This window comes from Psychrobacter pocilloporae (assembly GCF_029872915.1).
In the GTDB taxonomy this organism is placed as follows: Bacteria; Pseudomonadota; Gammaproteobacteria; order Pseudomonadales; family Moraxellaceae; genus Psychrobacter; species Psychrobacter pacificensis.
This window is the reverse complement of record NZ_PGFT01000001.1, coordinates 1,285,764-1,300,482: the sequence shown is the minus strand read 5'-3', so window position 1 is coordinate 1,300,482 and position 14,719 is coordinate 1,285,764. Positions and strand designations below refer to the sequence as shown.

The 14,719-nt window shown below is 44.3% G+C and carries 10 protein-coding genes; 4 read left to right on the top strand and 6 right to left on the bottom strand.

All coding sequences use genetic code 11. The features are described from left to right. Nucleotides 1-14: 14 nt before the first annotated feature. Both CUR83_RS05665 and rsmG read right to left on the bottom strand, forming a co-directional pair. Complete coding sequence (locus CUR83_RS05665; RefSeq protein WP_284719278.1) at nucleotides 15-794, bottom strand: ParA family protein; 780 nt, start codon at nucleotides 792-794, stop codon at nucleotides 15-17. Between the two features lie 259 nt (nucleotides 795-1,053). Then, nucleotides 1,054-1,770 (bottom strand): 16S rRNA (guanine(527)-N(7))-methyltransferase RsmG, encoded by a 717-nt coding sequence (rsmG, locus tag CUR83_RS05660; protein WP_284719277.1) that lies wholly within the window; start codon nucleotides 1,768-1,770, stop codon nucleotides 1,054-1,056. Nucleotides 1,771-2,179: 409 nt separating this feature from the next. Here rsmG and CUR83_RS05655 point away from each other — a divergent pair, with 409 nt between their 5' ends. From CUR83_RS05655 to CUR83_RS05645, 3 genes are all read left to right on the top strand, one after another. Beyond that, complete coding sequence (locus tag CUR83_RS05655; RefSeq protein ID WP_284719276.1) at nucleotides 2,180-4,843, top strand: ATP-binding protein; 2,664 nt, start codon at nucleotides 2,180-2,182, stop codon at nucleotides 4,841-4,843. A gap of 265 nt (nucleotides 4,844-5,108) precedes the next feature. After that, nucleotides 5,109-6,236 (top strand): helix-turn-helix transcriptional regulator, encoded by a 1,128-nt coding sequence (locus CUR83_RS05650; RefSeq protein ID WP_284719275.1) that lies wholly within the window; start codon nucleotides 5,109-5,111, stop codon nucleotides 6,234-6,236. Nucleotides 6,237-6,286: 50 nt separating this feature from the next. Continuing rightward, nucleotides 6,287-6,934, top strand: coding sequence for a TerD family protein (locus CUR83_RS05645; protein ID WP_284719274.1), 648 nt, complete (start codon nucleotides 6,287-6,289; stop codon nucleotides 6,932-6,934). A 133-nt stretch (nucleotides 6,935-7,067) separates the two neighbouring features. On the opposite strand, the gene CUR83_RS05640 is transcribed toward CUR83_RS05645, so the two are convergent. Together CUR83_RS05640 and CUR83_RS05635 are read right to left on the bottom strand one after the other, a co-directional pair. Continuing rightward, nucleotides 7,068-8,051, bottom strand: coding sequence for an ion transporter (locus CUR83_RS05640; RefSeq protein WP_212563654.1), 984 nt, complete (start codon nucleotides 8,049-8,051; stop codon nucleotides 7,068-7,070). A gap of 308 nt (nucleotides 8,052-8,359) precedes the next feature. After that, entirely contained in the window at nucleotides 8,360-8,587 is a 228-nt protein-coding gene (locus tag CUR83_RS05635; protein WP_143007428.1) for a hypothetical protein, read from the bottom strand. A gap of 487 nt (nucleotides 8,588-9,074) precedes the next feature. Here CUR83_RS05635 and CUR83_RS05630 point away from each other — a divergent pair, with 487 nt between their 5' ends. Beyond that, the gene (locus CUR83_RS05630) at nucleotides 9,075-9,701 is read left to right on the top strand and encodes an OmpW/AlkL family protein (RefSeq protein WP_212563655.1); all 627 of its coding nucleotides are present in this window, start codon (nucleotides 9,075-9,077) and stop codon (nucleotides 9,699-9,701) included. Nucleotides 9,702-9,863: 162 nt separating this feature from the next. Here the strand turns inward: CUR83_RS05630 and CUR83_RS05625 are convergent, their stop codons facing one another. Both CUR83_RS05625 and aceE read right to left on the bottom strand, forming a co-directional pair. After that, nucleotides 9,864-11,561, bottom strand: coding sequence for a 2-oxo acid dehydrogenase subunit E2 (locus CUR83_RS05625; protein WP_284719273.1), 1,698 nt, complete (start codon nucleotides 11,559-11,561; stop codon nucleotides 9,864-9,866). A 25-nt stretch (nucleotides 11,562-11,586) separates the two neighbouring features. After that, a complete protein-coding gene (gene aceE, locus CUR83_RS05620; RefSeq protein WP_284719272.1) occupies nucleotides 11,587-14,400 on the bottom strand; it encodes a pyruvate dehydrogenase (acetyl-transferring), homodimeric type in 2,814 nt (937 codons plus the stop codon). Nucleotides 14,401-14,719 lie beyond the last annotated feature (319 nt).

The following is a 14,719-nucleotide window of genomic DNA, read 5'->3' as shown; positions in this document are numbered from 1 at the left end:
CTTTTATAGAAAAACTAGCTACTTTGCTTCATCACTTCAGTGGCCAGTTTTTGATAGGCGCGCGCGCCTTTTGACCATCTATCATAAGCAATCACTGGCAGACCATGGGCAGGTGCTTCTGCCAAGCGAATATTTCTTGGAATATGAGTCTTATACATAATATCGCCAAAGTGCGCTTCTAATTCAGCAGACACATCGCGGGCAAGCGTGTTACGCGCATCAAACAGCGTTCTCACAACACCGCGAATGTATAAATTAGGGTTTAATTCAGTGAGACGCTCAATCGTCTGTGATAAATCTGCTAAACCCTCTAATGCATAATATTCGCACTGCATTGGGATAATCACACTATCAGTTGCAACCAAGGCATTAATCGTTAGTAGGTTCAAACTGGGTGCACAGTCTATAATCACGTAATCGTATGGCGGCTGTTGCGAGGATGTCTGCGCATCAACCAGATTTTTCATCGCCGTTTTGAACAGCTCGTGACTGTCCGTTTTACTCATCAACGTGACGTCCATACCAGCCAAATCACGATTGGCACCGATCACATCAAACCCTGCCGGACTGGTCACAATGGCTTCTGACAGCGCTACACCATCTAGTAAAACATCGGCTATGGTAAGCGTCAGCTCGTTTTTGTCGACACCCGTACCGCTGGTTGCATTGCCCTGTGGGTCTAAGTCAATCAGTAGTACGTGCTTGCGCTTAGCAGCTAAACTGGCGGTCAAGTTTACCGCCGTCGTGGTTTTGCCCACGCCGCCTTTTTGATTCGCAATTGCTATGATTTCCATACACTCACTCAATTTTATTAAGGTCTGTTACTGACTTTTTCTTTTAATTTATTTGCCGCTCAATCTTATATGCTTATGCAGTGCTACTAAATCAGCGCCTCATAAAGGACAGCCATTTATAAAAAAATTCTTTTATAAGTTACCCAATTTTCATTTGTATATTTTCAGTGCCTTTTAAATACTATGCCATTTAGGTACAAACGTAAACTGCGTTTCACAAAAAACGACTGCTGTTTCATGACTGGGAAGTATCTACCTTTCAGGCATTTTTAGCAGACATTTCAATCAAATGACGACTATCATGCAGACGCGGCACTGTCAGCTTAATCGTCTTAATGTGCCAATCACTATCAAGCGCTTGTAGCTCTTCATCGCTTGGCGCTTTGCCTTTCATAGCACACAAATAACCGTCATCTGCCAATCTTGGCTGCGCTACTTCAACAAAATCTATCAAACTGGCAAACGCTCTAGACGTCACCACATCATAGCTGGCTTCGTGCGCTTCGATACGCGAAGCGATCGGTTGCATATTACGTAAGCCAAGCTCACTGCTGATCTGCTTAATAAAGCGAATCTTTTTTTGATTACTATCAAGGGCTGTACACGGGCGCTCAGGCTGACAAATCGCAATAATCACCGCAGGCAACCCTGCACCTGTACCGATATCAAGCAGCGACCCTGTCGGCAAATGCGTTATAATAGACAAGCAATCAATCACATGTTTGATCAGCGCTTCTTCTGGATCGGTGATGGCGGTCAGATTATACGCTTTATTCCACAACAAAAGCTGGTCTAAGTATAATAATAACGTGCGCTGCTGTTTCTCACTTAGTGATAGACTTAGCTCACTTACGGCTTGTGCTAAGATACTGGCCAGCTTTGGCAATTGTGAGCCAAGCTTCACAAAGCCAGTCGGATCAATATTGATATTACCCGTGCTAGTAGACGACGAAGAGGTTTTAGCGGAAGCTGACATACAACGAGTTATCCAGTTTTGACATGTGAACCGCCTATTTTATCATGCAGTCTGCTCATTGAATAGTTGCAGATTGCGCCAATGTGGGACATCTTATACTATCTGCACCGTTCATGACGCGTTATTCTGCGTTAACAGCATAAAACGCCTTGCCTAGTTTCTTTATTTTTCGTTTATCATGATCAAAGATTCCTGTAAATATGAGACAAACTGCGCTTAATGACTTCGCTAAAATGCGACTATGTCTTGTAAGATGTCACTATTAATTATAAAAAATTCAATGCGCGCATGACTAAAATAAATATATTATCCCTCATACTCTTTCAATACCTTTAAAACGATCTCTCAAAAACCTATGACCGAACAACCTTATACCCCTATATCTCAAATATCAAAAGACGCTAATAATATGGTACCACCTACCGCTGACTCACAAGACGATAAACCAGTAATATCTAACGCCCCAAATCCTATTTTTACTGAGGTTCAAAAAAGCTGCCGTATTTCGGCTGAGCAACTAAAACGCTATAGCGACCCTGATGAGCTGCCTACCGACACACGTACTGCGCCCGACTTAGATGTGGGTTTTGGTCAAAAGCGTGCGCTCAAAGCCCTGCACACAGCGCTAGACATCAAAGCAAGTGGCTATCATGTGTTTGCTGCTGGCGAGAACGGCTTGGGTAAGCGTACTGTCATCAGTCGCCTGTTGGCCCGTATTGCCGCCGACGCACCAACGCCAGATGATTGGGTTTATGTGCACAATTTTACCGATCCGCGTACGCCACAGGCTCTACGTCTACCTGCAGGGCAAGCCGCCTTGCTACAACAGCAGGTCAATAACTTGTGGCAACAGGCAAAAAAGCGACTAAGCCAACGCTTTCGTAGTGATCAATACCAAAGTAAAATCGAAGCGATTAAAAATAATACGCATCAAAAAGAGAGTCATGCTTACGACGCGCTAAACGCTGAGGGCAAACAGTATGACCTCGCCTTAACGTTTCGCTCATTTGATAACAAGGCAGTTTTTGTCCATCCCAGTCAGCTGACGACAGACAGTAGTAGCGACCCTGTAAAGGCTTCAGAACCATCTAGTAACAGTGAAAATTTATCACCAATAAATGATAACGAAAAAGTCAATATATTGAGCAACGATAAGACTAACCATGATGAGGATCAAAACAACGCTCAAAATTCTGAGTATGGTAACAGTGAGTACGAGGCTGAGTTAAATAACTTTGTCCAAAAAAACCATATGCAAAAGCGCCTCAGTCAGCTAACCATTGCGTTGGAGCAGTTAGAAGACGAAGCCAACGATGCGATAGAATCACTGCATCGCAGTATCGCGCGCCGTGCACTACAGCCTTTGTTCGCGCCTGTTTATGAGCAATTTGCCACGCACCCACTTGTGGTTGACTATCTCAAAGCCATATTTGCCGATATGGTTACTCATGTAGAGCGTATCGTTAACGGCGATGATGAAGAGTTTGTGACGGCTGTATTGACCACAACACCCAGCCGTTACGCGGTCAATGTCATTGTCAGTCACGCACCAGACAGTGGCGCGCCTGTTGTCTTTGAAGACTTACCAACCCATCTAAACTTATTGGGTCATGTTGAGCAAATCACTCAATTAGGAACCGTAACGACTGATGTCAGTATGATTCGCGCAGGTGCCCTACACCGTGCCAATGGCGGCTATCTGCTGCTAGAAGCCAGCCATTTACTTGAGCATCCTTATGCATGGCAAGGTCTAAAGCGCGCGCTACAGTCACGCAAAATTAAGCTCTCAAGCCTTGAGCAAATGCTCACGCTAACAGGTAGCTTGTCTTTATCACCAGCGCCCATTGATCTTGATATCAAAGTGATCTTATTAGGTGAAGCAGACTTATATTATGAGCTGCTTGAGCTTGAGCCTGAGTTTGATGCAGTGTTTAAAGTTCGCGCGGACTTTCATGATGATGTGACGCGCACCAGCGAGCATGAATTGGCACTGGTAGCGAAAATGGCAGACATCATCGATTATGCTAATCTCTATCCATTCGATAGTAGCGCGCAAGCCACGTTGCTTGAGCATTTAAGCTTGCAAGCTGAAGAGCAAGACCGTTTAAGCCTACACAGTGATTTGTTGATTAAACTGTTGCATGAATCAAACCGTCACGCTCGTTTAAATGATGAGACAATGGTGACAGCAGATCATGTCACTCAGGCAATTGACGACATGGATGAGCGCTCAGGATATTTGCGCGATCTATACTGGGACGAACTCAAAAACGGCCAGCAGCTGATTCAAACCCAAGGCAGTGCAGTTGGGCAGGTCAACGCCCTGACCGTCGTCAGCTATGCCGATAGTGAGTTTGGCATGCCAGCGCGCCTCACTGCGGTCATTCAACCCAATATTGGCGCAGGTGAAATCCTTGATATCGAGCGCGATGTAGACTTGGGTGGTAGCTTGCACGCTAAAGGGATGCTAATCATGACCAGTTATTTGCGTGCGTTATTTAGCCAACACCATGCGCTAAATTTTAGTGCTTCGCTCGCGTTTGAACAAAGCTACGCCCATATCGATGGTGATAGTGCCACCGTTAGCGAAGGTTGTGCGCTACTATCCGCTTTAGCAAATGTCCCTATTGATCAATCCTTTGCCATTACTGGTTCTATGAATCAGCTGGGCGAAGTACAAGCAGTTGGTGGTATCAATGCCAAAATCGCCGGCTTTTTTGATGCGTGCCGTGAGCAAGAGTTGACGGGCGCTCAAGGCGTGGTCATTCCAATGGCCAATGTCAAACAACTCATGCTACGCGACGATATCATTGCTGCGGTAAAAGACGGCGACTTCCATATTTATGGCGTTTATACCTTGAGTGAAGCATTGACCTTGATGACAGGCTTACCCATCGATACCATGAATAAAAAAGGTCGCTACTGCAAAGACACCCTATTTGGCAAAGTCCTAAATCGTCTGATGTTATGGGATGAGAACCAAGACGGCGACGATGAGGTAGATGATAAAAAGTCAAAAAAGAAAGAGAAGAAAAAACGCAAAGCTAAGCGCCAAAAAAAGAGGACAAAATAGAAAAACAAAAACGTAAAGGCGAAAATAGCGATAGTGATGTCACTGATAACCATGAGCACAGTAAAGCTTAAAGTGTCAATAACAACACACCAAAAGAATAACTAGAACGTATCTAGACCATGTTTAAATGGCGCTTAGACGGCGCCTAAACGATGTCTAAATGTATACGAACGTCCCTAGACGCTTTGATACTTTTCTGAGATGATAAACAACCAGCCAAAATCTGTAGAACAATAACCTGTGACTTTATAAAGGGTATTTTTTGATGACTGTACATTCTACTAATGCCAATAACCTTCAAGCTCAGTCAGATTCTGATGAGCAAGCAATTGCAATAGAGGCAGCAGAAAATGATGTGTTAAAAGAGACCCAAGATAATCGTTATGGGGCAGCGACAACGGCTCGTCAATGGCAAGTACTGTCACAGCTACAGCGCAATCGCTGGGTAGGTACGACTCATATTTATGAACAGCTCATGATGGCCGGTTTTGACATCAGCCTGCGTACCGTGCAACGTGATTTGAACGCATTGGCCAGACGCTTTCCTATCGAAAAAAACAACGCCAATCCACAAGGTTGGCGCTGGAAGGAAGATGCACCGCTGCAAAGCTTGCCGCATATGAACCTCTCACAGGCAGTTGCTTTTAATATGGTCGAGGCCAATCTCACTCAGCTATTGCCGCCTGTGATTTTAGATGAGCTATTTCCGTGGTTTGATTTAGCAAGACGACAGCTCAAAAACAGTAAAGTCACGCATTCATGGATAGACCGTGTACGTATCGAGCCTGCGACCCAGCCACTTATTGCCCCAGATATAGATTTAGATAGCAAAGACAACATTTACCATGCATTGTTTTATCAGCTGCAAATTAATGCCTGCTATACACGCAGCAATAAATCAGAGGCCAGTGAATACACCCTAAATCCTATTGCCATTATCCAGCGTGGCGTGATTATTTATCTACTGGCAACTCGTACCGATGATCCAAAATCCACCATCCGCACTTTTGCGCTGCATCGATTTGATAGAGTCGAGATTTTAGAGAGCGCAGCACAGACACCAGATAACTTTCAGCTCGATACGTATTTGGATGAAGGCAGCATGGGCTTTAGTCATCCGTTATTCGGTGAGCTGGCTGAGCGTGGTAAAAACACAGCCGTTGAGCTACAATTTACGCAACAGGCAGGCAGAAGCCTGACTGAAAGCAAGCTGAGTGATGATCAAATCGTCACATCAAACGACGACGACACCCTAACAATAAAAGCGACCGTTAATTTGACCTCACAGCTGGTTTGGTGGTTACGTGGTTTTGGCAGTGGACTGTTAGACGCCAAGCCTGCACTCCTTTATCAAGCGGTATTGGACCAACCTGCAATGACAAACAACGAATAACACTCGAATGACACTAATCGTTAACCACTAAAAATTAAAAAAGGAATATTATGCCAACCGCTGCCCCATCACCGCTGCTTTCCGACAGTTTAAGAGGACTGGGCTTGGATACGGGAACGTTATTTTTTGCGCTCAACTATGAATTTACTAAGATCGAGCCAAAAGGGTTGTTTAAACGTTTTAAAAAGGACAAAAGCGCGGTAGATATCGATCTGGCTTGCGTTTTATATGATGACAATTGCATTATTAGTGATATTGTCTGGTTCAAACAATTACGTGACAAAGCTGAGTCCGTCAAGCACCAAGGAGACAGTCTAAACGGTAAGGATCGCGGAGAGCAAGCCATGTATTTGGCTCCGCTTGATCAAGAACAAATCAGACTAGAGCTAGAAGAAATTCCCTTGCATATCACTCATATCGCTTTGATTGCCAACTCCTATCACGGGCACTCACTCTCTAGGGTCAAAAAAGGTGAGATTCATTTGAGTGATGATGAGGGTAACCGCTGTTTTGAAGTCAACCTAAAACAGCTCCCACGCGACTGTAAAACGCTTTGGGTGGCTCATTTGCGCCGATCCGTTGATGACTGGCATTTAACCCTACAAAATTTACCACTGAGCGCTGAAGATCTATCGAATGCAGCGCAAGAAGTTGCGCATGAATTGGCAAGGGCGCTACCGATTCCTCAAGGAATATAGCGTCAGTCGATCATAAAATCTAAAAATGGTACTGCGTCTCAACCACACAGTACCCTTTTATGTTTCCTGACAAATATATTTGTTTCTAGAAATCTTAAGCATAAATTTCTATGATTGCCTGATAGATACTAAGCTATAAAACCTCGCCGCAATGCGGGCAAAAATTCTTTTGACGCACCTCCACTTCTTTTTCGCGCCGCTCAAGCTCTTGCTCACGTAGCACTTGCAGTACAATATTTTGTGCTTGCTCTTTATCCAGTCCCAACTCTCGGCGAATCTTGTCAATCATCATCTGATTTTGTACCAAATCAAAATCACTATCGATCAGCTGCTCACGAAAATGCTGCTCCAGCTCTTCACGGCGTTGTACCAATTCATTTGCCAGACCTGTCGCCAGAATACCTGCAGGCAGTGCCGCCAAACCCACACCCAATATCGTAATAATAGCACCCAATATCTTGCCAGCATTAGTGATTGGTGTGACATCTCCATAACCCACGGTCGTGAGCGTTACTACAGCCCACCACATCGCCTTGGGTATTGACTCAAACTCTTCTGGCTGCGCATGGTTTTCGACCAAATAAATGCCACTCGAGGCAGTCACAATCATAATAATCAATATAAAAATAACCGCTTGGAACGAACCGCGCTCTTTACTGATGACCACTAGCAGGATACGCATGGACGCAAAATAGCGGGTCAGTTTGAGAATACGGAACAAACGCAAAATACGTAAGAAACGCAGATCAATATTGACGAAGAAATTTAAGAAGGCTGGAACAATGGCTACCAAGTCAATGAGTGCGGAAGGACTTCTGATCCAATCCCAACGCTGTTTCCACGTTGTATTGTCCGGTTTGGCTTCAGCAACACTCCATAGTCGCAGCAAATATTCAATAGAAAAGACCACAATAGAGAAGTTTTCAAACCAAGTAAAATAATTTTGATAAGGGTAGTACCAGCTGTCAACTGACTCAGCAATCACAGCTGCCACATTGGTCATAATCAAAAATATGAGAAAATAATCAATATAGCGGCTAAATAAAGTGTCATGTTCATCATTTTGCAACGTATCATAAACAAAATGACGTAAGCGCCTTATAGATTGGAGTAGCATGCCGTCCCTATTCGGTGAAATACCGGTATTATATAAATAAAATAAATTAACTGCCTTGCAAGGTGTTCAAGCGCTCTATCATCAAAAGCGCACGCTTTATTCAATGCGCTTTTATCAATGCACTTTGATCAATACGAAAATATCAACTATTTGACATGACCCAGCATGGCATTGGCTTATCGCCTGTTCATCAGCAGCCGCTATAGTCAATCAATATTAAAAGTGGTACAAGGCAGACGAGTGCAAGTACTACAGTAGTAGGCTAAACGAGTCTAACGCGGTAACACTTTAATAGTGGTTCGACTATATTATGTCCCATGTAGATAATAAAGATAGACTGCTATTAATAGCACCAATGCGGTGCCTACTACTGATAATCGTAAAAACTGCTCATCAGCGGGCAATTGCTGGCTGATGTCTTGAGCAGGTACTAAAAATAAATGGCACTCAGGGCAACAAGAATCTACCTGATTCAATATGTTGGTAGAACGGGCGTTCTTACAACGTAGTGGGGAGTTGCTACAATAACCAAGCATAATACGTACGCCTTTTATCAAATCATGAATATCAATTCAGTAAGCCGTCACCATTTATTTCCAATTCTACCGTTTAGACATTAGCAATAATCAATATATAGTTGATCCAATTTAAGAGTGGTACAAGGCAACCGAGTGCAGATGTATACGTCATACTTCAAGCGAGGTTAACGCTGTAACGCTTTTTTAATGGATTGACTATAATTCTTATCTACCTATTTTCAGAGTATCACAACAGGCTTATACCCTACCTCACAATAATCAATTTTTTTAAATAATCAAAATAATTATACCGTTATCGCCTTTACTATAAATAATTAAATAAAACTTAGTAAAGCACAATTAAAACCTTACAGTAATTGTGGTTTTATACTATAATGGAGTCATAATGTTACCGCTTTATCATCCATTATAACATTATGTATCAGTGTGCAATGTCATCCCTCATTAGCACTGATAACCTTTTAATATATTAAGGAACCAAATCATGAAACTACAATCCCTAGTTTTAGCCGCTGCCACTGCCCTTACCATGACCACTGCTTTTGCCGTACCTTCTGGCACTTGGTCTATTGCGGCTGGTGCACATTATGTTGACCCTAAAAGTGATAATGGCACTCTAGATAATGGTTTGTCTGTTGATGTTGACGGCGATATACAGCCAACTATTAGTGGTGAGTATTTCATTGCCAACAATGTCGGTGTTGAGCTACTCGCAGCACTTCCATTTCATCATGATTTTGATCTAAACAGTGCGGATGGCACACAAGTTTTAACAGGTAAAACCCAACATTTACCACCAACTCTTTCTGTGCAATATCACTTTGACTCTGACAACATGCCAATGAATATCAAGCCATTCGTTGGTGTTGGCGTGAACTATACGACCTTTTTTAAAGAAAGAATCTCTACTGGTGGTGATTTAGATCTTGATGATAGTGTTGGTGTGGCTGGTCATGTCGGTTTAGACATTCCTTTCGCTCCAACTGAAGCTTTCCGTATCGATGCGCGTTATATGGACATCAAAACAGATGCTACTTTAGATGGCAGTGACATCGGTGAAATCGATATCAGCCCTTGGGCATATGGCATTGCATTTGTTAAACAGTTTTAATCACAAATCGTATTAAACTCGATGATCTAAGTATAAAAAGCCAGCGCTGATGCTGGCTTTTTTTTGGCTGATAGTTACTCATATCTAATACAGTACTGCTCAAAAAAAAGACCACCCTTAGGCAGTCTTTTTTTGGTTTTAGTTTTTAAAGTAGCGTATCAGCTATAGCAAAATACGGCGTGGATCAGCAAGCAATGTAGCAACATAGCGAGTGAATACCGCTGCATCAGCACCATTAATCACTCGGTGATCATAAGACAATGATAATGGCAGCATCAAACGCGGCTCAAACGTCTGCTTGGTTTCGTTCCAGCGCGGCTGCATACTGGCTTCAGAGACGCCTAAGATACCGACTTGTGGCCAGTTGACCAGCGGCGTAAATGCCGTACCGCCTAAGTTCCCTTGGCTCGAAATCGTAAAGCTCGCGCCTTGCAAGTCTTTAGCGCCAAGCTTCTTATCACGAGCCTTACCTGCCAGCTCGCCAATCTCGATAGCGATCTGCTTGATGCCTTTGTCCTGTGCATTTTTAATCACAGGAACCACTAGGCCGTCATCAGTCGCAACCGCAATACCCATGTTGACACTCTTACGTAAGATAATTTGTGTATTATCGTCGCTCAAATGACTGTTGAAACGTGGATGCTGAGTCAAGGCGTAAGCAGTTGCTTTAACAATAAAGGCCAAAATAGTCAGGCCAATACCTTGCGCCTTCATGTCACCCTTTAGCTCACCGCGTAGTTTTTCAGTTTCGGTGATATCAGACAAATCAAACTGTGTCACTTGCGGTAGATAGGTATTGTAGTTCAGCTGCGGGATTGACACTTTTTGCAAGCGGCTTAAATCTTGGGTTTCTGTTTCGCCCCAGATTTCAACATTGCTCATATCAGGTAGTTTTGGCAGACCTGAGCTAACAGCACCCTGAGCAGCTGGTGCGGCTTGTTGGGTGGTCAAACGGTTTTTAACATGCGCAAACAGATCTTCTTTTAGAATGCGATCGTTTAATGCTGAACCCTTTACCTGTGTGATATCGACGCCAAGCTGACGAGCCAATTTACGTACAGCAGGACCTGCATATACATCAACCAACTTTTCATTGACTTCCGCTTCGCTCAATTTTTTGCCCGCAGGTGCAGCAGTTGAGGTCGGTGCAGGCGCTTGCTTTGGCTCGCCTGTTGGGGCTGGCTGTGACTTGTTTTCAGTTTTCGGTAAAGGCTTGTCCGCTTTATCTTCAGTTTTAGCAGTATCCGCTTTCGGTTTTGCCTTAGGAGTACCTGCCGCTTTAATAACGATAAAGTCTTGACCGTTGGCAACAGTGTCACCAGCATTAACCAAGATTTTTTCGACTACGCCTGCTTCTGGTGCAGGCACTTCAACTGAGGCTTTGTCTGACTCAATCAGTAGGATAGACTCATCGGCACTGACCGTGTCGCCTACACTCACCATAATCTCAGCCACTTGCGCTTCATCAACGCCTATATCTGGCAGTGCATGGGTAGTCGATGCGCCTTCGCCAGCATCATCAGTCGCTTCTTCTGCATCTGCTTCATCTTCAACAGGTGCGTCTTCATTATTATCGTCTGCTTGTTCTGAATCAGTTACTTCTTCGGCAGTATCGTCATTATCATCGCTTGCGTCAGCACTCTCTACTTCGATCAATACCATGCCTTCGCTGACTTGATCACCGATGGCGACATTGATTTTGGTGACTTTACCAGCAGCAGAGCTTGGTACTTCAACTGACGCTTTGTCAGACTCTAACAAAACGATGTTGTCATCTTTTGCGATGACATCACCCACTGCTACCATAATTTCGCTGACTTCAGCACTATCGACACCCAAATCGGGGGCTTTAATGTCCATGTTTTATCTCCTAGTCTTATGATTATTATTCTTTGACATCACCGTCATTGAGCAAGAGCGCATCTGCTTGATCTTCGGCGCGGCCTTCATTGCTGATATCTTCATCGTCTTCAGCAACGAACTCAGGCACAGGACTTGGGTTGACTTTGCCTGGTGCAGGTGCATCTGGAGAATGATCATAATAAGACTGTTGGTGCCATGCAGGTGGCTGATCCGCATCGATGCCTAAGCTTGAAATCGCATCTTTTACCAAACGCATCTCGACTTCACCCTCATCCGCTAAGCGCTTAAGCGTGGCGACAACGATATGAGCCGCATCAACGTTAAAGAAGCTGCGTAGGTTCTCGCGAGTATCAGAGCGGCCATAACCATCTGTGCCAAGCGTGGTATAAGGACGGTTGTCTGGTAACCAAGCACGAATTTGCTCTGAGTAGTTACGCATGTAGTCAGTGGCTGCAACTACGATGCCTTCGTGCGGTGCTAATTGCTCAGTAACCCATGGCACTTTTTCTTCATCCATTGGATGTAGACGGTTGTAGTCGTCACAAACCATACCATCACGAGTCAACTCGTTGAAGCTGGTGACACTCCAAACGTTTGATGTGATATTGAACTCATCTTTTAGGATCTGAGCCGCTTTTTGTACTTCACGTAGAATCACGCCTGAACCCAATAGCTGTACCTGAGTTGAGCCGTTGTCTTCAAGTAAGTACATACCGCGCTTGATACCTTCCTCGCTTCCTTCTGGTATGGCAGGCTGGTCGTAGTTTTCGTTCATTAGCGTTAGGTAATAATAAACGCGCTCGCCTTCTCCGTACATACGGCGTAGGCCATCATGCATGATGACCGCCAACTCATAACCATAGCAAGGGTCATAGCTCACGCAGTTCGGTACGGTGTTAAACAAAATCTGCGAATGGCCATCTTGATGCTGTAAGCCTTCACCATTCAAAGTCGTACGACCCGCAGTAGCCCCTAATAAGAAGCCTTGTGCCTGACAGTCACCTGCCGCCCACGCCAAGTCACCTATGCGCTGGAAGCCAAACATCGAGTAATAGATGTACATCGGAATCATTGGTAGCGCGTTCACAGAGTAACTGGTTGCCAAGGCAATCCATGTACTCATCGCACCCGCTTCGTTGATACCTTCTTCTAACATATGGCCATCGATGGCTTCTTTATAGCCCATCAATGCTTCGCTATCTTCTGGCGTATATTTTTGTCCGACCGCAGAGTAAATACCCAATTGACGGAACATACCTTCTAAACCAAAGGTGCGCGCTTCGTCTGGTACGATTGGTACCACGCGATCTTGGATGTCTTTGTTTTTCAGCATGGCTGATAACAGACGTACGAATACCATCGTCGTTGATTGTTCTTTGCCGTTACTGCCTTTTAAGACGCGATCAAATATCGACAGCTCAGGGATGTTCAGCGGAATATGGCCACTACGGCGGTTTGGCAGATGACCACCCAATGCTTCACGGCGACCTTTTAGATACTTCATCTCTGCCGAACCTTCTTCAGGACGGTAGAATGGTAGGGTCTCTAATTGCTCATCGGTAAATGGCAAATCAAAGCGATCACGGAAATAAACAAGCGCCTCTTGATCAAGTTTCTTGATTTGATGCGATTTATTGACCGCTTGTGTTGTGCTGGACAAACCATAGCCTTTGACAGTTTTGACCAATACGACCGTTGGCTGACCTTTGGTTTTCATCGCTTCGCTAAACGCAGCGTACACTTTTTGTGGATCATGACCACCACGGTTTAGGCGTGCAATGTCTTTATCAGTCAATGCATCTGCCATTTCTTTTAATTCAGGATATTTACCAAAGAATTCTTTGCGAGTAAATTCAGGCGTACGCGCTTCATATAGCTGGTATTCACCATCGACCACTTCTTCCATACGATGTTTGAGTACGCCAGTATCATCATTGGCAAGCAGGCTATCCCATTTACCACCCCAAATGACTTTAATCACACGCCAGCCAGCACCGCGAAATACCGACTCTAGCTCTTGAATAATTTTGCCATTACCACGTACTGGACCATCAAGACGCTGTAGATTACAGTTAACAACCCAAATTAGATTGTCCAACTTCTCACGACCAGCAAGAGAGATTGCGCCCAAGCTTTCTGGCTCATCCGTCTCACCATCACCTAAGAATGCCCAAATTTTACGGCCTTCTTTTTCGAGCAAGCCACGGTTTTCCATGTAACGATGCACGTGAGCATGATAGATCGACATGATCGGACCTAAGCCCATTGATACCGTTGGGAACTGCCAATAGTCAGGCATCAAATATGGATGAGGATAGCTTGATAAGCCTTTACCACCCACTTCACGGCGGAAGTTATCAAGCTGATCTTCGGTTAGACGACCTTCTAAATAAGAACGTGCATAGATACCTGGCGCTGAGTGACCTTGATAATAAACCATGTCACCACCGAAATGATCACTTGCGGCTCGAAAAAAATGGTTAAAGCCTGTCTCATACAGCGTGGCACTAGAGGCAAATGTCGCCAAATGGCCACCTAGATCGTCATCGTTTTTGTTGGCACGCATCACCATCGCCAGCGCGTTGTAGCGAATCAGCGCACGGATCTTACGCTCAATGGTCAAGTCGCCAGGATACATCGGCTCGTCCTCGACTGCGATGGTATTGATATAAGCAGTATCAAGGCGGTTGAATGGCAGGCCTTCTTGCACCGCCATATTGTATAAGGCTTTTAGTAAAAACTGCGCGCGATCCTTATCTGCATGTTTGATCACAGACTCAAAGGCTTCAAGCCATTCTTGTGTTTCGGTGCTGTCAGCATCCTTGTAATAATTCATTGTTGTCGATCCTTTTATATCAGTCATACCTACCTATCTAGACGGTAAGGCTTTGTTAAATACTGGTGTGAAGTGAGATATCGGTTTACTTATGACTTCCTTGATATGTCCAAGCATTCCCTTGTTTCATACGGTGAGATACAGCTAGATTATACAAAATAGTGCCACTGAGAATTGACATATGCGTCAAATGGACGAAACTACAAAACAGATCATACTGTTGTCTCTGTATATTCAGTCATGGATGATTTTGACACTCTATTATAAGCGTTTGCGAGGCAATTGTTTATGGCTGTAGAGAAATGGATAAATAACAAGT

Excerpts from the sequence above, each read along its gene's own strand:
- CUR83_RS05630 (WP_212563655.1), top strand. The coding sequence starts at position 9,075 with ATGAAACTACAATCCCTAGTTTTAGCCGCTGCCACTGCCCTTACCATG.
- aceE (WP_284719272.1), bottom strand. The coding sequence starts at position 14,400 with ATGAATTATTACAAGGATGCTGACAGCACCGAAACACAAGAATGGCTT.
- CUR83_RS05655 (WP_284719276.1), top strand. The coding sequence starts at position 2,180 with ATGGTACCACCTACCGCTGACTCACAAGACGATAAACCAGTAATATCT.
- CUR83_RS05640 (WP_212563654.1), bottom strand. The coding sequence starts at position 8,051 with ATGCTACTCCAATCTATAAGGCGCTTACGTCATTTTGTTTATGATACG.
- CUR83_RS05665 (WP_284719278.1), bottom strand. The coding sequence starts at position 794 with ATGGAAATCATAGCAATTGCGAATCAAAAAGGCGGCGTGGGCAAAACC.
- CUR83_RS05635 (WP_143007428.1), bottom strand. The coding sequence starts at position 8,587 with ATGCTTGGTTATTGTAGCAACTCCCCACTACGTTGTAAGAACGCCCGT.
- CUR83_RS05650 (WP_284719275.1), top strand. The coding sequence starts at position 5,109 with ATGACTGTACATTCTACTAATGCCAATAACCTTCAAGCTCAGTCAGAT.
- CUR83_RS05625 (WP_284719273.1), bottom strand. The coding sequence starts at position 11,561 with ATGGACATTAAAGCCCCCGATTTGGGTGTCGATAGTGCTGAAGTCAGC.
- rsmG (WP_284719277.1), bottom strand. The coding sequence starts at position 1,770 with ATGTCAGCTTCCGCTAAAACCTCTTCGTCGTCTACTAGCACGGGTAAT.
- CUR83_RS05645 (WP_284719274.1), top strand. The coding sequence starts at position 6,287 with ATGCCAACCGCTGCCCCATCACCGCTGCTTTCCGACAGTTTAAGAGGA.